The organism is Mesorhizobium sp. ES1-6 (assembly GCF_020164775.1).
Classification (GTDB): domain Bacteria; phylum Pseudomonadota; class Alphaproteobacteria; order Rhizobiales; family Rhizobiaceae; genus Mesorhizobium.
Window position 1 is genome coordinate 42,012 of sequence record NZ_JAIUGU010000012.1, and the last position, 20,508, is coordinate 62,519.

Genomic DNA, 20,508 nt, shown 5'->3' on the forward strand with positions numbered 1-20,508 from the left:
GAACCAATAACGTAACGGCAGAATCGATTGTCGATTCCTACAGACGACAATGCCGGTGACCCCCACGCGGCTGCCTTGACCTCGCAACGGCTTCGCCGACAGGGAAGAAAGCGGGACTGCTCAGATCGTCCAACCCTGCCTTGACGTTCCGAAGGCTCCATGGACTTCGTGGTACCCCCAAAATGCTGACGCATTTCGGCTCCCCCCACTCCCCGGCTCCGCCGGTCGCTGCGCGCTCCTTGACTCCTCCGGCGCACCATGGCCGCCGTTGGTGACAGCCCCCACGGGGGATGCTGATCTCACAACGACCGCCGCGTCGGCCAAATAAGCCTCTGACCAAAAGGCCATCCGCGGCAGGGGCGATTGAAAACCCGGCACATCGTCACGTCGCAGGATCCCAAGGGTTGATGACGTTCAGCCCCGCGGCTGCAAAAGGGCTGGTGTCGCGGGTAGCGACCATGTAGCCGCCCACTGCGGCCGTGGCAGCTATGTAGCCATCGGCCTTACCCACAGCCTTGCCGGCCAGCCGCGCCCGGGTCATCAAGTCAGCATAGGCTTGCGAAGCATCCAGATCGAAAGCGAGAACGCGCCCCGCAAAGGCTGGCAGGACCTCTGCTTCCAGCCGTTTTTGGTAGATCGTGCGGCGCTTGCCCTCTGGCATCGCCGCCAGGCCAAAACGAAGCTCGGCCACGGTAATTGTCGATAGATAAAGAGTTTCGACCGCCTGAGCATCGACCCAAGTCCGAACGTTGGAATCCGGCGCGAGCTTCCACAGTTCCGAAATGACGTTGGTATCGAGAACGATCATTCGAAGCTCATCGGCTTGGCTGGGGTCTTGTCGCGCAGTTCGTTCAAATTCTCGGCTTCCGCGTCGGTCAGACCGCCGGCCTCGTGGGCGATCGATGCCAGCAGCGAACCAAGCTTGAGGCGCTCCACCGGCCGAACCGTCGTTTCGAGAATGTCGCGGATCTCCGCCTCAGTGCTACGGCCATGCGTAGCAGCGCGCACGCGAAGCGCGCGATGCACTTCATCCGGCAGGTTTCTGACGGTTACGCTTGCCATGATGACCTCCAGAGACAACCGCCTGCACTGCAGGCAATATAGTACACGTGATATCACTCTACAAGATCAGCAGTCGGGATCGACAGTCGAGGGCAGGGCCACGGCGGATGACTTCCCTGCCTGCACAGGCGTCCCCATCGGGACCGATCCCATTGGAAACGAAAGCCGGATGTGCGGTTGCCTGCGCTTTCCTGGTATCGCGAGCTGCAGACGCAGCTTTGACTTCAGCGCGCCGGTCAGCCTGGCAGGTGGTGAAGCGCGGTTAGCGCATCGGCCTCCCACGGCGTCTCTGTTCCGAGGCCGGTGGGAGAGACTGTCGAGACGATCCCGGTCGGTGGTTCCAGGGCGGTGCGCGGGCTGCCTGTGGCCAAGATAGGCCGTCGCTCGAACAATCCTCCGTATCTTGGGGATGACGCCGACGACGGAAACGCCGGTCTTCATTCAGGTTTTCGTAAAGGCCACGTCCACCTGCGTCCTCGATGTGACTGGTCTGACCGAAGGGCGATCCCGCTTTAGCGGGCTCTCGATCCCGTCCCGGCAACGGCCTTCGAGACTTTCTTCCCCTGACGGCTGCGCCGCCATTCCTCGCGCATCAACAAAGTCTCTCCCGGCCGCCTTCCACTTCGTTCGAGCCCTGCGGGTGTCGGTCGATCGCCTCCGGTCCATCGACCGTCATCGAGGTCGCGATGGGCGCGGCCCGAACAAAAAAGGAATGAGACACATGGCTACCATCGGCACCTTCGCTTCCACCGGCAACGGCTTCAACGGTTCGATCAAGACCCTCAACCTCAACGTCAAAGCCAAGCTGGTCCGCATCGAAAACCCCTCCGACAAGGGACCGCACTTCCGCATCTTCTGCGGCAATGTCGATCTCGGCGCCGCATGGCAGAAGGTCTCTGCTGAAGGTCGCGACTACCTCTCGGTCAAGCTGGACGACCCGAGCTTCCCCGCTCCGATCTACGCCACCCTGATCGAGGTGGAAGGCGAGGAAGGCCTCCAGCTGATCTGGTCCCGCCCCAACCGGGACTGACCGCCCCCGACAGAGGACCCCGCCGCACAGGCGGGGTTCCTCGCTGCGTCTGGTGAAGCCGACACCAGGCATCGAGCCTGGTCCCGGCTTTTTGGCGCCAACCGTTGGGGGGAAGTCTGCTCAGATCGTCCAGCCTGCCATGGCGATCCGGAGGCTCCAAGGTCTTCGTGGTACCCCCAAAATGTTGGCGCATTTCGGCTCCCCCACTCGCCGGCTCCGCTGGTCGCTACGCGTCCCTCGACCCCTCCGGATCACCATGACCGCCGGTGACATCTTTCAAAAACGTCAAGGAGACGAAGATGTCGATAGATCAGGTAATCGAAGAATTGCGCGCCGAACTGCGGAACGCTGTCTACCGCGGCGAGCGTGGCGAGATCAAGGCCGCGCTTGAAGCCGCTCTCGCCGAGCGCGAAACCATCTGGGCCGAGCAAGAGGCGATCATGATGGCGGAGCCTCCTTTCTAGGAGGCTTTCCGCCCGGAGAAAACCCACAGGCCGGATCGACCAGCCTATAGAGTTGCCGGAGTCCGGCGACTGTGCTGTTGACGCCACGCTTGCGGGCCGTAACCGCGCCCGCGTTTGTTGCGCAGCAGTTCCAGGAAGAGCCGCACGGCGTCTTCCTCCTTCTTGAAATGATGTTGTATGGCTTGGCCACGCGCGCCGATGCGTCCCCATCTGCGGGTGAGGCAGACGTCTCCGAACAGTGTCGCCTCGATCGACATGGCGTAGAACCGGGCCATGTTCTTCGTTGGATCCGTCCGTTCGACGTACAGTTGGTAGGGTTGCGCGAGCATAGGGACAGACTCGCGCTATTCGATTTCTAGGTCCAACGACTTCTTTGAATCGGGTGCGGGCAAACGATTCATTTTGGTTATGGATCAGCCCACCAGCTCTGTCGTCGTCCATTGCGTCGATGAGAGTACACATGCTCGGCCAACGTCTCCTCCCTCGACTATGCGCGCCGTGCGTCGATAACGGGGTGTATCAAGAAAGCGGGAGAGTCGCCTTCCGGCCAAGGGACCAAGGCGTCGGGTAGGGACAAGGTTGGGCGAGCCCTTCGGGGACGGCTCGGCGCGTCGCCAGGATCGCCGAACGCCTCTGTGCAGAGACTGATGTTTGGCACTACCGCGATAGGGCGAAGAACATGCTTAATCGTCATCTTGTCAGATCAGAGGGCTGAGGTGTTCGTAGACCGCATGCGCGCGCCGTTGCCGGAGCGTTCACGCTCCGACGTTTGGTTCTACGCCGAGTTGCCGACGGGCTTCGCCGAGGTGCTGCTCATCGCTGCTTTCCAGGGCGAAGAGCGCGTAGGTGATCGGAAACGCCGATAATCTAGAGGCGACATGGCAGCGCATCTTCGGCCATGTTCGGCCCCCGGCGGCCTCATATTCGTCGATCAGCCGGTCGAGCCCTTCCTCACCGAAACCCATGAGATGAAATTTGAAGTCCGTGGCCGGATCGCCGATCTCAGCCTCGGTCCAGTCGATGATGCCCATTGCTCGATCATCAGCGTTCACCAGCACATGGCCGGCGTGAAGATCGCCATGCGTAAGCACTGTGAAGTCGGGCCAAGAGGCGTCGTCGTCGAGCCAGACCTTCCATGGGCGCTCCACCGCCTCCGCGATTCCAATCTCGCGTTTGACCCGTTCTAGGTCCTCGGAGAAACGCCCCCGAGGATCGTGCGATCTGGCCTGATCGTCGATAGCTGCAATCGCCTCCTCGACATCAAGCGCGTGGAGCGCTGCAAGCGCCGTCGCGAAGCTCTCGACGAAGGCGCGGGAATTCTTGTCGATATTCCAAGCCGGCTCACCGCCTTCCGGGAACACTGACACGGCGGTCGCAAACGGCAGGCGCGGATAGGCAATCAGTTCCGGCGAACATATCCGCCATTCCGGCGTCGCCACGGGAAGACGCCGCCTTACAAAGCGGAGCAAACGCTCCTCTCGCTCTGCTTTGGGCCACACCGCTGCACGCCGCGGGACGCGCAAAACCCACGGCCGCCCGTCACCATCGTCAGCCAGTGCGACCCGAAAATCCAAACCGGTCTCAATGATTTCCATCGGGCCGGACAAGTCGATGCCATGCTGCTGGGCGAGTTGCCGTAGCTGGGTGTCGTTACTGTCGCGAGGTTGTTCCATGGCGTGCACCTAAATCACTAGAGCGCCATATAATAACCATCGTGTCGGTTATATTCAAGGAAAGTGTTTCAGTCGGGCTGCTGGAAATGGATTCCGGGAAACAAAAGCCCCATCAGCGGATGAAGCTGGGCAAGGATGAACGCATCGAGCGCTCCGGTTCTCCGCAGGAGCCACTGCATGGAAGCGCCCCCGATGGCCGAGTGGATCATCTGCGCGACATCGTTCGGCGCCGTCGCGCCATCAAGGGGAGCTCTCGCGGCGATGGCGGCGATGGTGAGATCGTGCCGCTCTACGGCGAGCCGCCGCAACTCGGTGTCTTGGCTTTCATACCAAGCGAGCAGGACGTTTGACGCAAAGTCGTCGCCGGATCCCATGACGCCCACGAGGTCAATAAGAAAGCGCCATAGCGCCTGCGGCCCCACGTCCACGGGCATGTCATTGAGATGGCTTCTCGTCAGTTCAACGCTGTGCGCCATGATGTGACGTAGCAGCGTCTGACGATTGGTGAACCGCTGGATCAGCGCCGCGCGCGAGATTCCGACCGCCGTCGCAACGTCGTTGAGTGTGAATGCCTCGGGGCCGCGCTCCTTGAGAACCTTCCTGGCACCCTCAAGCACTGCCTCGTCGCTATGAAGTTTGGGGCGTGGCATCGTCGTTATCTTCCACGGATACGCTTCAGAATCTAGGTGCTGAACCCATCGTAATTGCCGCCGGCCCCTTCGTCAGGTTTAGTCGGCTGAGGTGCCTGCTGAGCATTTCGCCCTCGCGAACGCCCGATCCGGAGTGATGAATCGTTCGAGCATTGGCACGATCAGCTTTACCGGATTCTCGATTGATCGACCCTGTTCGTCGAGCATCACCAAGGGGCAGACGCCACGGAGCAGATTCAGGATCACGTCGGGGTAGCACTTGATCGACTTCAACGCGGCTTCTAAGGCCGGATGGTCAACGGCAACGGCACCTACATGCGTCGCTCGGATTTGGTCGAAGCGCAGAGGGCCATCGAGGCGGCGCTCTCCCTCATGGGGAGCTCCACTGGCCGACGAACGCAGAATATGACGCGCACGACCGGGCGAGCGAAGAGCCGGTCAGCTCGACTTGACGAACCTGTTTGGTCTAGCCTCGGCATCCATGTCCTTTCTCCGGAAGTAGATTGCCCGCCCGCAGCGGATTGGATCGTGCCCCTGTACGATGATGATCTGCTCGTCCTTGCGCATCTGCTGCGTGATCTCATGCGGCATGATCAGCGGCCTGCGTTGCAGATTGAGACTTTCCGATTTTCGGTTGCCGCTGTTGGCATTGCTCCAGCCGACATTGCGGGATTTGCCCTCGACCTCGACGGTCATCTCGCCGCATTGGGCCGAAACGTTGCGCGCCGTCTCCAGCGCCTTGATCGCGGCATAGGAGGTGAAGGCGCATCCATCGATCCATGACGTCGCACCGTCCTTGCCGAAATGCCGTTCGAGCTGGCCGACTGACTGATACATCAGCATCAGCGTGATGCCGTATTTGCGGCCACGGTCGCGCGCTTCCTCGAGCACCCGCATGTAGCCGAGCAGGTCCACCTCATCGAGCATGAACAGGGCGCGGCGCTCGAACGCTCCGTCGGCCTGCGTCATGGCATTGATCAGCGAGCCGATGATCACCCGGCCGATCCCCGGATAGGAGCGCAAAATCGCCGCCGGAATATTGAGGAATACGTCCTTCCCGCCCGCAATGATATCGCTCGATTTGAACGAGCGGCCGCAGACGAGTGCCGCGTAATCGTCGAGCGACAGCCATTGGGTATCCTTCGACGCGGTCGAATAGACCCCGGAGAATGTCTGCTCGGTCATGTTGGTGAAGACGCCCAGCGTCTCGCGGATGAAGCTGGACTGTGACGTCGCCTGGATGTCCCGCAGCATGGCGAGAACGGAGGGCTCGGGCTCGGAGACGATCTGGCGCAAACTGCGAAGTGAGCGCCGTCCGGCATATTCCGGGGACAGCACGACATGGGCGAGCAATCCCGTCAAAAGGTTATGCGCCTGATTCTGGAAATAGCTGCCGGTCGAGGATTCGAAACGTGAGCCTTCCGACAGCAGCATATGTGCAACCGCGACGATGTCCTCTTCCTTGTGTTTCGACGTCTCGATCCAGTCGAGGACGTTGAACCCGGTCACCGGGTTCGCGGGATCGAGCACCATGCATTCTCGGCCGAGCTTCTGCGTCCGATACTCGACAACCATCGGGGCCACCTCGGTCGAGGGGTCCAGACAGATCAACGGACCTGTATATCGAAGCGCTGTCGGCACGACATTGCTGGTGGTCTTGAACCCGCCTGATCCGGCAAAGAACAGCATATGGGTGGAATCGAAATCCTGCTGGTAGGTGAGCAGCGGTGCGACCCCACCACTGCCCCACGTCTCGCGGTCGGACGGATCGAACGGCAAGTCGCGGATCGTCTCCTTGTCGACCCTATAGCGCTCGCCGACGACGATCTCGCCGTCAGACGGAAACAGTTTTCCGGCCGCCGACATGGTGAGCCAGTCGGCATCTCCGAAGGTTCCCCGCTTCGCACGCTTCACCGGGTCGGAAACGACGATCGACATCCGTGCCGAAATCGCAACGATGACAAAACCGACAGCCGCGGCGATGACCGCGAAGAAGTCGAGATAAGAGAGCACTCCGTTCCAGGTCACCGCGCCGCTTTCGACGGATGGCGAGAGGCGGGCATATTCGCGCAACGCGTAGGAGCCGGCGATACCAAGAAAGCAGACAAGGCTCACCATCGCCACCGGCCGGCGGCGATGCATCGGCAACACAAGCACGGTGATCAGCCCCGCAATCGGACCGAGGAGCAGATTGGGAACAGGCGCAGAGCGCAGAAACCAGTACGCGTTGTCCGGCGAGAACGCGGCCGCCATACCCTGCCATCGGTACGATGTTATCACCAGCGTGATCGCGGCGACGGCGGCAGGCACGATTGCCCATACCAGTGCCGGTTTCAGTCTGGTCTTGCCTGCCATGTCCGGCATCCTTTCGCCGGCGCTTAGTCGCCGGTGAAGTTTTCTGAATCATCGCCAACAGGCGATCCGGATGTCGCCGCGTCCGCGGCGTCCAACCGATCTCTTTGGAAGGCCATGCCGCCTCTGACTTTCAGGCGGTGATGCTCGGGCGATCCCACCCGAACGGTCGCTGCCTCCAGCAACACACCCAGCAGGAAGGCGCGGTCGGCCTGGCGCAGCCCGGCCTTCACGACCAGCCCCCCAAGCGTGATCTTCTCCCGGGCATCCTTTTTGCGTTCCTCGGTCATCGTCTGCCGCCGCCTTCTCTCCAGAGCCAGAATGCGCCGATCGAGGCGCTTAAGCAGATGCGCCTGAAGGCCCCTTGCCGCCTTTGCGAAATCGCGCGGCGATCTCCTCGAACATCGCGTCGAGTTCGTTGTCCGCAATTTCGAGTTCTGCCAGCCCCGCCTTGGCGGCAGCGCGGGCAAAGCGCTCATTGGCCTTCACGAGAATTGCACGGCGTTTTTCGCGTAGTTTCTCAATCTGGGCATCAATCTCTGAAATCGATGATTTTGCACGCATTTTCTACCTTTCACTTTCCGGTAGCCTTCTTTTGTGCGCCGATTATACCGTATATAAACGAATAGTAAAAGATGCTACTTTCCATCGAGCCGTGAGGCTCATTTTGGGTTTGCGCCCGAAAGGGCGCATCCCGAGAAGCGGCATCGGCCCTTCAGTCCGATCGGTTCGAGGGCGCAATATACGTCGCTGGAGCGACTTGGCTTGGGAGAGGTCTTGGATCGTATGGCGATCATGTTCGTACGGGCACAGGTGATCAGTCGGGGAGCGGGGCGCAGCGTCGTCTCGGCTGCCGCCTATCGCCATCGCACAGGGATGGAGGAAGAGCAGACCGGGATGAGGTTCCGCTACGAGGGCGGCAAAGCCGAGCTCGTGCATGAGGAGCTGGCGCTGCCGGATCAGACGCCGGCCTGGCTGCGCACCATGATAGACGGACGGACAATCGCCGGCGCCAGCGAGGTCGTGTGGAATGCCGTCGACACGTTCGAGAAAAGGGCGGATGCGCAGCTTGCCCGCGAGATGATTTTCGCGTTGCCCGAAGAGTTATCGAGGGTGGAGAACATCGCCCTGGTGCGCGAATTCGTGCGCGACAACCTCACGTCAGCGGGCATGGCTGCCGACTGGGTGTATCACGACAAGGGTGGCAATCCGCACATCCATCTGATGACCACCTTGCGGCCGCTGACCGATGACGGGTTCGGGCCGAAGAAGGTCGCGGTTCTCGGCAAAGACGGTGAGCCGCTGCGTGTCGCCACCCCCGATCGCCCAAAAGGCAAGATCGTCTATCGTCTCTGGGCCGGCGACAAGGACACGATGAAAGCATGGAAGATCGCCTGGGCGGAAACGGCCAACAGACATCTGGCGCTTGCCGGTCATGACATCCGTCTCGACGGGCGCTCCTATGCCGAACAAGGTTTCGATGGTATCGCGCAAAGCCACCTCGGCCCGGCCAAGGCGGCGCTGGTTCGGAAGGGCAGGGAGATGTATTTCGCGCCGGCTGCCTTGGCGCGGCGGCAGGAAATGGCCGACCGTCTTGCCGACGAACCGGGGCTTCTGTTGAAGCAACTTAGCCGCGAACGCTCGACCTTCGATGAGCGGGAAATCGCCAAAGCGCTGCATCGCACTGTCGACGATCCGACCGTCTTCGCCAACATCCGGGCGCAGCTGATGGCGTCGTCCGATCTGGTGACATTGAAGCCGCAGCAGATCCATCCGGACACCGGAAAGATCAGCGACGTTGCCGTGTTCACCACGCGGGCGATGCTGCGCACCGAATACGATATGGCGCAGTCGGCGCGAGAATTGTCCGGCCGATCCGGGTTCAAAGTAGCATCCGATAGAGTCGATGAGGCCATTCGCGTGGTGGAGAGCCGCGATCCGGAAAACCTGTTCAAGCTCGATATCGAACAGGTCGACGCGATCCGGCATGTCACGAACGATACGGCGATTGCTGCCGTGGTTGGGCTTGCGGGCGCAGGCAAATCGACGTTGCTCGATGGGGCGCGACGTGCCTGGGAGACCGATGGTCGCCGCGTCATCGGCGCGGCACTCGCCGGCAAGGCGGCAGAGGGTCTGGAAGACAGTTCCGGGATCAAATCGCGGACGCTGGCTTCCTGGGAACTGGCCTGGGCCGATGGGCGCGACAAGCTGCAGAAGGGCGATGTGCTGGTTGTCGACGAGACCGGCATGGTGTCGTCGGAGCAATTGGCCCGTGTGCTCAAGATCGTGGAACACGCTGGTGCAAAAGCGGTGCTGGTTGGAGACCCGATGCAGCTTCAGCCGATCCAGGCGGGTGCCGCGTTTCGCGCGATTGTCGAGCGCATCGGCTTTGCCGAACTCACCGGCGTGCGTCGTCAGCGCGAAGCATGGGCCCGCGATGCCTCACGCCTGTTCGCCCGCGGAAAGGTCGAAGAGGCCCTCGATGCCTATGCGCAGCGTGATCGCATTCTTCAGCTCGAGACCCGCGATGCTGCGATCGAGCGGATCGTCACCGACTGGGGTCAGGCGCGCGAAGAATATCGTGCGCGGGCCGAACGCGAAAATCGTAAACTCAGCGGTTCCGAGCTGCTCGTTCTGGCGCAGACGAACGACGATGTGCGGAGGCTCAATGACGCGATCCGCACCGTGATGGCGGGGCAGGGTGCGCTTAGAGAGGAGCGCGCTTTCCAGACCGAACGCGGCGCGCGCCAGTTCGCAATCGGCGACCGCATGATCTTCCTCGAGAACGCCCGCTTCTTCGAGAAGCGAGCGCAGCATCTCGCCGTCCAGCATGTCAAGAACGGCATGTTGGGCACCGTCGTCTCGACCACGACCGAGCGCGGCGAAACCCTGTTGACCGTCAAGCTCGACGCGGGCCGCGAGGTCACGTTCGGGCCGGACACCTATCGCAATATCGACCATGGCTATGCTGCCACTGTGCACAAATCTCAAGGGTCGACGGTCGACCGCAGCTTCGTTCTCGCCACCGGCATGATGGATCAGCATCTGGCCTATGTGGCGATGTCGCGCCATCGCGATCGGGCCGATCTCTATATGGCGCACGAGGATTTTGCGCCGCGCCACAAATGGGGTCGGGGGACGCGTGTCGATCATGGCGCCGGTGTCACCGGCGAACTGGTCGAAACCGGCAAGGATCATTATCGCGGCAACCAGGATGTCGAAAAGAGCCCCTATGCCGACGTCCGGACCGACGATGGAACGGTCCATCGTGTCTGGGGTGTCAGCCTGCCAAAGGCGATAGAGAAGGGCCGCGTTGAAACCGGCGATACCGTCACCCTGCGCAAGGACGGCGTGGAGAAGGTCACCATCAACGTGCCCGTCGTCGATCCCGAAACGGGCAGAAAAGAATTCCAAAAGCTCGAGGTCGAGCGCAATGTCTGGGCCGCCGGGCAGGTCGAGACGGCGCAAGTCCGTCAGGAACGCATCGAGCAGGAAAGCCATCGGCCGGAGCTCTTCAAGCAGTTGGTCGAGCTTCTATCCCGTTCGGGCGCCAAGACCACCACGCTCGATTACGAATCCGAAGCGGGCTACCAGGCGCAGGTCGTCGACTTCGCCCGGCGGCGTAACATGGATCACGCAATCGAACTTGCTGCCGGAATGGAAGCAGGGGTGGAGCGGCGCTTGTCGTGGATTGCCGCGCAATGCGATCGCGTGGCGCGGCTCTGGGAGTGCGCCAGCGTCGCGCTTGGACTTGCGATCGAGAAGGAACGCAGCGCCACTTATGACGATCGGACCGTCCGGCCTGAGGCGGTCGTTTCTGCACCGGTCGCGGCAGAGGAAACCCAGCCCACGCAGCCCGCGCCGTTTTCCGGCGAGGCCCGATATCTGCTGGCGCCCCAGGCGAGCTTTGCCCGCTCGCTGGAGGAGGATGCGCGCGCCGAGCACCTAGCGTCGGCACGATGGAAGGAGCGCGAGGCGATCCTCCTTCCAGTGCTCGAGCGCATCTATCGCGATCCGGCGGCAGCGCTCGATCGGCTGAACCAGCAGGCATCCGCCTTCGCTGTCGAGCCCCGCCGGCTCGGTGAAGATCTCGCTCATAGCCCTTCGATGCTGGGCGCCATGCGCGGCAGCGCAAGCCTGGTCGACGGACAGCCGGCTCGCCAGGAGCGAGCGGATGCTATCGCCGCCGTTGCAGACCTCGAACCGCTGGTGCGCAGCCACGCCGAGAGTTTCAAACGCGATCAGAGCCTTTTCGCAAATCGCCAACATACGCGCCGGGCCGCCATGTCACTTTCGGTCCCCGCGCTGTCCCCGCATGCCATAGCGCGGCTCACGGAGATCGAGGCGGTGCGCGAGAGGGGCGGGGAGGGTGCCTACAAGACTGCCTTAGCCTATGCCGCCGAGGAACGGTCCCTGGCTAAGGAGATGAAGGCGGTCGGCGAGGCATTGACCGCTCGTTTCGGCTGGAGCGCCTTCACCGACAAAGCCGACCAGTATGCCGAAAAGCAGATGGCCGAGCGCATGGCCGAACGGATGGCGGACGGCAGGCGGGCGCAACTGACAACATTGTTCGCCGCCGTACGGCGGTTCAATGAACAGCAATATCTGGTCGAAAAGCGCGACCCGTCGCGGATCGCAGTACCGGGGGCCTACGATCCGGCCGTGATCCAGGAAACGTCAACGCCGCCCGCATTGCCGATGCTCGCCGCCGTCACCGAGTTCAAAACCTCCGCCGAGGGCGAGGCCAAGACGCGCGCGCTTGAGGTTCCCCGCTACAAGCAGCTGCGCGCGGTGCTTGCCGAGACCGCGCAGCGCGTCTGGCGTGATCCGGCAGCGTCGCTTGCGATGATCGAGGATCTTGTCGTCAAGGGTGTGGAGCCGGAGCGGATCGCGCGCGCCGTCACCAACGAGCCAGCTGCCTATGGTCCGTTGCATGGCTCCGACCGGGTCATTGACCGGCTATTGGCCCCCGGGCGGGAACGCAAGTCGGCGGTTGCTGCCGTGAAGAGCGTTGCCGCCAATGTCATCTCGATGGGGAAGGCATGGCAAGGGGCGCTCGACGCCGAGAAGGCCGCCGTCCTCGCCGATCGGGAGCGGATGAGCGTGGCGGTGCCAGGTCTGTCCGCGAGGGCCGAGGCCGATCTGGTCCGTCTGACGGCGGCGGTCGAGAAATCCCCCAAGGAAATCATGCAGCTTGTCCGCGCGCTCGACGCAAAGGTCAGGGGAGAATTCGCCGCCGTCAGCAAAGCCCTCGACAGGCGGTTCGGGCCAAACGCGATCGGGCGTGAACAGGGTGACGTCGTCAATCGGGTTCCGACCGCTCAGCGCAAGATGTTCGAGGCGATGCAGCCCCGCCTCAAGGTTCTGCAGAACGCCGTTCGGCCCGGCGGGGCTGAGGATATTGTCGCCGAGCGCCAGATGCGGGCGCTCAATCACGCCAAGGTTATCACCAGGTAGGAAAGACAAGACAATGGCCGGACAGACAATCGATATCGACACGACCGTGCGGGCCGAGATTGCCATCGAGATCATGAACCAGGCGCGGGCTTGTATCGGGACGCGTCGCTGCCATCGAGGCGGACGATCCCGCCGGCGCCGAGGCTTTGCGCGCAAAGCGGCGCGACTTCCCGCGGTCCAGAACAGCATTCGGGTGGGTGATCCGGACCACGTTGAAGCCGTGCCGGCAGAAAAGCGTTGGCTTCTTCGATATCTGAGATGCCAGCAAGACGCAGTTCCTTCACGAGCCGGTCCTGCAGCGTGCGATTGACACGTTCCACCCGGCCCTTGGCCTGACTCGAATTGGCGCACAGGATCTCAATGTTGAGCTCGAACGCCTGGTTAATCCAAGCACATGTGCTGCCGCGACAGTCGTCATCCTTTGCTCGATGGCCTTCGATAGAACCTCTATGCGTTGGAGTTCGCGTTCGCTCATCAAAAACAAATCCCACCTGCTGTCTCCCTCACAAACGGCGGTGGGGAGAATGGCATTCAGCAAAGCGGAGCGACATTCCTACTGCGGAATCAAGACATTTCTATTTTGCGGCAATTTGCAGCATAATATCTGTTATGGAACTGATATTTGTATTGTTAAATCAAGCGCTTATCATCGCACACTATCCATTATGCCGGCGCGGTCGATGCTGCCGGCTATGCGTCCCCAACCGTCGCCTTGGCCTGGCCGTCGGGGAAGTGGCCGGCTGAGGCACTTGCCCTGTTACCCAAGCCTGCCCAATCGCTCGGACTTCGCCAACTCGCGCCGCAAATAGGACAATCTGTATGCGACGCCCCGTCTCACGGAGGCTCCTACAGCTCGATTGAAAGAAAAGCCGGTCGGCCGCCGAGGCCGAGGATTCACATTGAGCAGTGCTTTGAATGCGCTAGCCAATGCCGCCCCTTGGCCGCCACTTCGCTAGATGCTGTATTTTGCGGCCCATGATCATCAACTGGCGAGCGGTGTTGTTGCGCAGCCGGCGGATACGCCATTCCAACCCGGTCTCAGTGACAATCGCCTTGGCATAAAGGCTTGCAAGCATTGCCTTTTGGTCTGCAGCGATCTTGATGGGATCGTCGTAAAAAGCAGAAACCTTTTCTGATCCCATGCCGGGTGTGGCAAGCCACAGGGGGATGTAGGTCGAACAGAGGCGATCGACATCAGTAAGCGCCCGGTGGATGCCGTCACCTTGGGCTGGGCATGTCGTGGAGAACGCGTCGCCGATGAAGACGACACCGTCGCGCCGATGACCGCTGGTGGTCGTCAGGCTGACCTGCCTCAGCTCCACCGGGCTGTTGATGGCGAAGTCGCCGCAATGGTTGGCGATCTCCGGCATCAATTCAAGCAGCATTTGTTGCGGATTTGCTCGAAACGCTTGGGTCCATGGATCAGCAGCGGTCCTGTAGACGAACATGTTTGCCCGCATGCGGTTGCCGATCCGGAACACCGTCAGAAAGGGAATGCGGTCTCTAACCGTCCCAAGATAGAAGGTCAGGGAGCGAGGACCGAATTGCTGCGGCGAAACTTCAAGGTCGAACCCGATCGCGAGGGAATGCGCCTTCGATAGCTCAACGCGCTCCACGCCGATCGTGCGCCGGACCGCCTCGCTATAGCCGGTAGCGACCACCAACAATCGGGCAGCGACAATGCTGCCGTTTGCGAGCACAAGCCGCTGCCAATTTGGCCCGGTCGAGACCTCGGCGACCTTCCCGACGGTCAGAGGCACCTCTGGTGGCAGGCCGTCGCGTAAACCGTTGACCAGCGGGCCGTAGGAGAATCCGAACTCCGCGCTTTCCTTGCGCTCAAAGAGCTGTCCGAAGCGAAAAACCTGAATGTCATTTGTCGGGGTGACCAGGGCTTTTACGACAGAACCGAGGCCCAGCTTCTCGAACAGATGGATCTGCTCAGAACGGGTCTTCTCGGCCCGGAACTCGTTATGGTGTACGCGGTGCGGATCAATCAGGGCGACCTTGCGCCCGGCTTTGGCCAAAGCCGTTGCCAGGGTGGTGCCAGCCAGTCCGGCGCCGACAATGGCCACGTCGACTGTCGTCGCCTCGGCGTGTTCGCCGAACAGTTCAGGATAGTTCTGGCTATTCATCGCTCTTCTTCAGACGTGTGCCCGAGTATCTCGTCGGCTCTTGTCCCCCGCCAAATGCCCTTGTTGTGATATCAGCAGTCACTAATGTTTTCGTTAATGGGCAGCCTCATTTACCCGCCGCCCCATTCACGGCAGCGGCGGGCTTCCCTAGGGATGAAGCAAGGGAGGATGCCGGGGCAATCGCGATGCTGGGCGGAGAACAGGATTCAATTCGGTGCCGCGTAACTGTGCGTGGTCTAAACATCGAAACAGAAAGCCCGCCGCGTGGCCTCGCGACGGGCCTCCGCTATGGGCGTAGCAACATCCAGTGGCATCGAAACCGCCTCATCGACGCTGCCGGTCTCCTCCTTGATCTCGGTACTGCTGAGCCCGATGACCTTTGCGTCGACAAGAAGCTTCTGAATCGCCTCGGCAACCCATCGCGATCGCAAAATTGAGCCCCACTGCCGACATCAGGCGCACAGCTGACACTGCGCCCTGCGCTGGCGAAGGTGAGATCCAGCAGCTTCATGACCGCCATCCCTCGGGACAGGGATTTGCGTCGAGTTCATGCTTGCCGCGCCTTGTTTCGGTTAGCGATAGACACAAAGTGCCGCGTGGACAAAGTGGATCCTCGGGTAGCTTTATGCGAGCAAAGCACTATGTAGCTCAGATGCCTGACAACAACCACCAAAACCCACAGCTCTCACAGACCGCTGCCGAGCAGCTGGTTCAAAGTGTCGTCGACTACGCAATATTCATGCTCGACACGGAGGGAACGATTCAGAGTTGGAACCCAGGTGCAGAGCGCATCAAAGGGTACACCGCTGGCGAGATCATCGGCGAACATTTCTCGCGTTTCTATACGGATGAGGATCGCGCCGCCGGAGTACCGGAAGCGGCGCTGAAGCAGGCGGCAACCGAGGGCAGATTTCACGCTGAAGGCTGGCGTGTGCGCAAGGATGGCAGGCGCTTCTGGGCACTGGTGGTGATCGATCCTATTTTTGACAACGGAAAACTGGTTGGCTTCGCCAAGGTCACCCGCGATATCACGCACCATCATGAGATGCAGCGAGCGGCGTTGGAGAGCGAACGGCGCTTTCGGTTGCTGGTGCAAGGGGTGACGGACTACGCCATCTACATGATTGATCCAGAAGGGAAGATCACGAACTGGAACACCGGCGCCGAGCGGATTAAAGGCTACGGTGCCGCTGAGATTCTAGGCAAGCATTTTTCGATCTTCTATACGCCTGAGGATCAAGAGGCCGCGGTGCCGCTTCGCGTCCTTGAAACGGCGCGAAAGGAGGGCCGTTACGAGGCCGAAGGATGGAGAGTCCGCAAGGACGGGGCCATGTTCTGGGCAAACGTCATCGTCGACGCGATTCATGACGATGGCGGCGAATTGATCGGCTTTGCAAAAATCACGCGCGATCTCACGGAACGACTAGAATCTCAGCGGCAGCTGGAACAGTCCCGAGAGCAGTTGTTCCAGTCGCAGAAGATGGAAGCCATTGGACAACTGACGGGCGGCCTCGCGCATGACTTCAACAACTTGTTGACTGGAATCTCCGGAAGCCTGGACCTCCTGAAAACACGTTTGGCCCAAGGGCGGACTGATGAGCTTTCCCGCTACATCACGTCCGCTCAGGGCGCAGCGAAACGGGCCGCCTCCCTTACCCATCGGCTCCTGGCCTTTGCCCGAAGGCAAACGCTTGACCCGAAGCCAACCAATGCAAATGATCTGATCACCGGCATGGAGGAAATGATCCGCCGCACGATCGGCCCGACGGTCGAAATGGAAACGGCACTTGCGATTGGCCTCTGGACCACGATCTGCGATCCCAACCAGCTCGAAAACGCGATCCTCAACCTGTGCATCAACGCCAAGGACGCAATGCCGGACGGAGGGCGGCTTACGATTGAGACGGCGAACAAGTGGGTGGACGACCAAATCGCAAAGGAGCGCGACATGCGCCCTGGGCAATACGTTCAGGTTAGCGTGAGCGACACCGGGACCGGTATGCCGCCGGATGTTGTGGCTCGTGCATTCGACCCATTCTTTACCACCAAGCCGACCGGAGAAGGCACGGGACTTGGACTTTCCATGATTTACGGTTTTGTCCGCCAGTCCAACGGCCAAGTGCGCATTTACACCGAAGTCGAGAAGGGCACCACCGTAGCGCTTTATCTCCCGCGCCATTGGCTCAGTGGCAAGACAGGCGAAGACGAAAATATTATGGCAGATGATCCTATGCCTCGGGGACTTGGCGGCACGGTGTTAGTCGTGGATGACGAGCCACTCATTCGAATGCTCATTAGCGAAGTGCTGGAAGATTCCGGTTATCGCATCATCGAAGCCGCTGATGGGGCATCCGGTCTAAAGGCTTTTCGTTCCGGGGAAAAGATCGATCTGCTGGTCACCGACGTGGGCCTGCCAGGAGGCATGAATGGGCGGCAACTTGCGGACGCCGCCCGAGAACTCCATACCGGTTTGAAGATACTCTTCATCACTGGCTACGCAGAGAATGCCGCTGTTGGAAACGGGCATCTCGCTCCAGGCATGCACGTTCTCACCAAGCCGTTCGCAATGGAAAAGCTGGCGGCCAAGGTTACCGACATGCTAAAAATCGACTAGAGGCCGTCGGCTACCTGGACCATCGTGTGCCGTATGGGGTGTCAGGCATCGTGGGCGCGATGTTGCCGATGTTCGTCCGCTGTCGCCCGCCCCGGACCGTTGGTCGATCAACCCAGTTGAGCGCGATCGGACTTGACAACGAAGTCGATCGCAGGCCCGAGCGACCAAACCGACGGGCGTCGCCGACTTCAACGCAACAGAGCGACGCAGGCGAAATGCTGGCCAAGTTCCTCGCGATCTCTTTGCTGATATGCCCGCCTCACTGCCGTCATTTGTTGACTCGGCTTCAGCCAAAGCGTAAGTCCAGCCTTATCGTCCACGTCCAGGGCGCATTGCTTGACCATAAGGCTTGAAAAATGGACGACAAATACGCCAATGCGCGCGAGCATTTTTTCGCAGCAGTTCGCACGCTGGCGGCCTCTTCCGACCCCATACAAACGAGATTAATTGATGCAAACCTAAACGTGTTGCACGTGACTCTCGATGAGTTCGACGGTGACCGGGAGCTTAAGTTCAAGTTTGCCAAGATATTGGACTTACTGGCCGCCGACCAGGACAATATGGAAGCGGTCGCCATGGAGACGACCGCTCACATGACGGACTTTGAAGCTGTGAAGGTCGCGGATCTGATCTGCGATTTTTACTACGAACTGACATAGTCCGAACGGGTTTTCCCGGGCGAAGAGATTGGTAGGATCGTGGCGGGCGACCGCCGGGGGAGCCGCGCCAGCAACTCGGTGTTCAACCGACAGCCACGGACCCGACCCTTCCGACAACTTGGATGGCCAGCGGCAGTGCGTCAGGCCTCATCCGCGCGCGGCTAGATACAGATGCAGCGGAACCCGAAATTTCGCGCTGCGGGGAGATCGAGATGCGGCTAGCACAAATGTGCATGACATCCGCGCGGCCAATGCCAAGCGCATCATGTGCGAAGTCGAATATTTGTTGGACAGGCTTGTACACCCCTGCCTGTTCGGCGGTGATCACCCTCGATGTCACTGGATGAATAGGATAGACGCAACTCTTCCATAGCCACCCTCAAGCCCTTCGCCGGCGACAGCGCTAAAAATTCACATCGACACGACCGAGAGCGTGGGGCATCGCCACGAGATGGGCCACGGTGTGTGTGGCCGCTGCACCTACGGTGTGTTCGTATTTGTCATAGACTCGGATGAGCCTGCTTGCTTCGACATCGCAGCTTGGGCGCCTCTCCAAGATAGCGTTGACTGCCTTGAGCAACCCTTCGTCCCACTGGACACTGGATAAGCGTGCTGTAGCAGTGCCATCCCGTTGGCATCCCTCATCGATCACGACAACCGAGTGGCCATGCCACGGGCGCTCGGATAGGGTTCAGAACCGCGGCACTACGAAAGTCCTCGCTGAACGCGTTTTGCGACGATCCACCTCTTTAAATGGATTTCGGATCAGCAGAGCGAGCCCTTACGTAACCGCATCACCGATCTCTGGATGTGCTCTGGCCCCTCATGTCGCCGAGAGACGCCTGTTTTGTGGAAACAAGTGTCCACGAGCCTCTTGGTCCCTCCCGATGTTTGAGCGCTTGGTCTATCGATCGAAGCTCACGCATCCAGCGCCACGATTGGGATTCGCCACGGCGGCGCTTAAATCGGCGGCCGGATACCGCGCCTCACGGGTCATGCTGCATAAGCTATTTCGTACGGCCCGCAATCGGGCTATGAACCGCCTCCCGGTACAAGCATCCCAGCCGCATGGCGAGCTGCGCGACCGATTCCAAGGCCTTCAGGCGCTTGGCGTCCGACACGTCCATCCCGCCATACTTCGCCTTCCAGTCATACAGCGTCGTCTTGGAGACCCCGTGCTTGTGGGCCAGACCGCCCGCCTTTGCACCCGCCTCGTGCTCGCGCAGACCGCGATGATCTGCTCTTCCGTAAACCGCTTTCTCTTCATCAGTCCGTCCTTCAATCAAGGCCCGGACTCTAATCTCAGATGGAGGAAATTCTCAGTGGCAGGTCAGCTCGACAACAATATGCTCGGATGCAAAGCCCGCCGCGTCGATCGCCATGCAACTGGGCGACGTCGCTCATCGATTAGCGCTCGCCGATCGAGCAGAATCGGCAAAATAGATCTCGGTGACGCGGAAGCGACCGCCGATACGTTTGCACTGGACGATGACGTCGATCGAGATCCTCAGGAGATTTCGGACATCGTCGCGGTCGAGGTCCTGTCCGCCTTCGGATTCCTTGACGAGCAGCGTGAGCTGTTCAAAGGCGAGAGCGGGCGAATCCGCGTGCACCGTTGTTATCGAGCCGGGGTGTCCGGAGTTTATGTTGCGGATGTAATAGAATGCGGTGCCGTCACGCAATTCTTGCAGCAGCACGCGGTCGGGCCGCATGCGCAGACACGATTCGAGCAAGTCTTTAGCGCCGAGCTTTGCCAGTCCCTGACCGCCTTTGGAATAGAAGAGCCGGACATGGTTCGGCTGCGGAATCGCGAGCTCTGGCGTGTCCTCGATGCTGATGAGCCGTTCGTCCTTCGGGATGTGCTGGATCAGGGCCTTGGAGAGCGTGGTCTTGCCGGAACCCGTGGCGCCGGAAATGATGATGTTCTTGCGCGCTAGAACCGCACCTTCGAGAAAGGCGCGATAGTGGCCGCTGCGATAAGTCGCCAGCAGCGGATCCTCGCCAGCCTTCTGATCGGTGCCGGCCACGACGGCTTCGAACAGGCCGCCAACCTCCATATCCGCCATCGACAGCGAAACCGATGATGGCTTGCGGATGGTGATGGAAACGGTGTTTCGTGTCGTCGCCGGCGGGATAACAATCTGAATGCGTTCGTCATCCGGGAGGGTGGCGGACAGGAGCGGGCGGGTCTCATCGATGCCCTGGTTCGAGAAGCTGGCGACCGCCCTGGCAAGGCGCATCAGCTTGTCGAATGACAGGTCCGGCAGCTCATGGCGGTGCCAGCCTCCCGTTCCTTCCGTCAGCAACTCACCCGGGTGATTGATGACGACCTCATAGAGGCTCTTGTCCTTCAGGAAGCGATCGAGCGGAAGAAGCAGTTGGCGGACGACGCCGGCATCGGAGTTTTCTGCCATC

Annotated in this window: 16 protein-coding genes and 2 pseudogenes; 5 read left to right on the forward strand and 13 right to left on the reverse strand. The window is 60.7% G+C overall.

The features are described from left to right. Window positions 1–382: 382 nt before the first annotated feature. Window positions 383–808, reverse strand: coding sequence for a type II toxin-antitoxin system VapC family toxin (locus LB564_RS24705; protein ID WP_140707748.1), 426 nt, complete (start codon window positions 806–808; stop codon window positions 383–385). Further along, window positions 805–1,062, reverse strand: a complete 258-nt coding sequence (locus tag LB564_RS24710; RefSeq protein ID WP_140707750.1) for a FitA-like ribbon-helix-helix domain-containing protein — start codon at window positions 1,060–1,062, stop codon at window positions 805–807. The genes LB564_RS24705 and LB564_RS24710 overlap by 4 nt, the downstream gene beginning before the upstream one ends. A 721-nt stretch (window positions 1,063–1,783) precedes the next feature. On the opposite strand from LB564_RS24710, the gene LB564_RS24715 reads away from it, so the two are divergent. Beyond that, window positions 1,784–2,092, forward strand: coding sequence for a DUF736 domain-containing protein (locus tag LB564_RS24715; protein WP_140707752.1), 309 nt, complete (start codon window positions 1,784–1,786; stop codon window positions 2,090–2,092). Window positions 2,093–2,391: 299 nt separating this feature from the next. Beyond that, complete coding sequence (locus LB564_RS24720; RefSeq protein ID WP_181173748.1) at window positions 2,392–2,556, forward strand: hypothetical protein; 165 nt, start codon at window positions 2,392–2,394, stop codon at window positions 2,554–2,556. A 44-nt stretch (window positions 2,557–2,600) separates the two neighbouring features. On the opposite strand, the gene LB564_RS24725 is transcribed toward LB564_RS24720, so the two are convergent. From LB564_RS24725 to LB564_RS24755, 7 genes are all read right to left on the reverse strand, one after another. Next, the gene (locus LB564_RS24725) at window positions 2,601–2,885 is read right to left on the reverse strand and encodes a WGR domain-containing protein (protein ID WP_140707898.1); all 285 of its coding nucleotides are present in this window, start codon (window positions 2,883–2,885) and stop codon (window positions 2,601–2,603) included. A 426-nt stretch (window positions 2,886–3,311) separates the two neighbouring features. Further along, window positions 3,312–4,229: a macrolide 2'-phosphotransferase gene (locus LB564_RS24730; protein WP_140707756.1), complete on the reverse strand. Its 918-nt coding sequence runs from the start codon at window positions 4,227–4,229 to the stop codon at window positions 3,312–3,314. 68 nt (window positions 4,230–4,297) lie between these two features. Continuing rightward, complete coding sequence (locus tag LB564_RS24735; protein ID WP_140707758.1) at window positions 4,298–4,879, reverse strand: TetR/AcrR family transcriptional regulator; 582 nt, start codon at window positions 4,877–4,879, stop codon at window positions 4,298–4,300. A 78-nt stretch (window positions 4,880–4,957) separates the two neighbouring features. Then, window positions 4,958–5,086 carry a DUF2274 domain-containing protein gene (locus tag LB564_RS24740; RefSeq protein WP_318012855.1) on the reverse strand — a complete coding sequence of 43 codons (129 nt, stop codon included), beginning with the start codon at window positions 5,084–5,086 and terminating at the stop codon, window positions 4,958–4,960. Window positions 5,087–5,317: 231 nt separating this feature from the next. Continuing rightward, complete coding sequence (gene traG / locus LB564_RS24745; RefSeq protein ID WP_224541724.1) at window positions 5,318–7,234, reverse strand: Ti-type conjugative transfer system protein TraG; 1,917 nt, start codon at window positions 7,232–7,234, stop codon at window positions 5,318–5,320. Between the two features lie 23 nt (window positions 7,235–7,257). Further along, window positions 7,258–7,521, reverse strand: a complete 264-nt coding sequence (locus LB564_RS24750; RefSeq protein ID WP_140707762.1) for a conjugal transfer protein TraD — start codon at window positions 7,519–7,521, stop codon at window positions 7,258–7,260. A gap of 49 nt (window positions 7,522–7,570) precedes the next feature. Continuing rightward, on the reverse strand, window positions 7,571–7,795 hold the full coding sequence (locus LB564_RS24755; protein ID WP_140707764.1) for a TraC family protein: 225 nt from the start codon (window positions 7,793–7,795) through the stop codon (window positions 7,571–7,573). A 222-nt stretch (window positions 7,796–8,017) separates the two neighbouring features. On the opposite strand from LB564_RS24755, the gene traA reads away from it, so the two are divergent. Then, on the forward strand, window positions 8,018–12,688 hold the full coding sequence (gene traA, locus LB564_RS24760; protein WP_224541830.1) for a Ti-type conjugative transfer relaxase TraA: 4,671 nt from the start codon (window positions 8,018–8,020) through the stop codon (window positions 12,686–12,688). A 212-nt stretch (window positions 12,689–12,900) separates the two neighbouring features. Here the strand turns inward: traA and LB564_RS24765 are convergent. After that, window positions 12,901–13,059 (reverse strand): annotated as a pseudogene (locus LB564_RS24765) (ISNCY family transposase); the annotation flags it as partial. Between the two features lie 549 nt (window positions 13,060–13,608). Beyond that, window positions 13,609–14,820, reverse strand: coding sequence for an FAD-dependent monooxygenase (locus LB564_RS24770; protein ID WP_140707768.1), 1,212 nt, complete (start codon window positions 14,818–14,820; stop codon window positions 13,609–13,611). A gap of 652 nt (window positions 14,821–15,472) precedes the next feature. Here LB564_RS24770 and LB564_RS24775 point away from each other — a divergent pair. Together LB564_RS24775 and LB564_RS24780 are read left to right on the forward strand one after the other, a co-directional pair. Then, the gene (locus LB564_RS24775) at window positions 15,473–17,434 is read left to right on the forward strand and encodes a PAS domain-containing sensor histidine kinase (protein ID WP_224541726.1); all 1,962 of its coding nucleotides are present in this window, start codon (window positions 15,473–15,475) and stop codon (window positions 17,432–17,434) included. Between the two features lie 356 nt (window positions 17,435–17,790). Beyond that, a complete protein-coding gene (locus tag LB564_RS24780) occupies window positions 17,791–18,093 on the forward strand; it encodes a hypothetical protein (protein ID WP_140707774.1) in 303 nt (100 codons plus the stop codon). Between the two features lie 1,088 nt (window positions 18,094–19,181). Here the strand turns inward: LB564_RS24780 and LB564_RS24785 are convergent. Both LB564_RS24785 and virB11 read right to left on the reverse strand, forming a co-directional pair. Further along, window positions 19,182–19,360, reverse strand: a pseudogene (locus tag LB564_RS24785) (transposase); the annotation flags it as partial. Between the two features lie 133 nt (window positions 19,361–19,493). After that, window positions 19,494–20,507 carry a P-type DNA transfer ATPase VirB11 gene (virB11, locus tag LB564_RS24790; protein WP_140707776.1) on the reverse strand — a complete coding sequence of 338 codons (1,014 nt, stop codon included), beginning with the start codon at window positions 20,505–20,507 and terminating at the stop codon, window positions 19,494–19,496. Window position 20,508 lies beyond the last annotated feature (1 nt).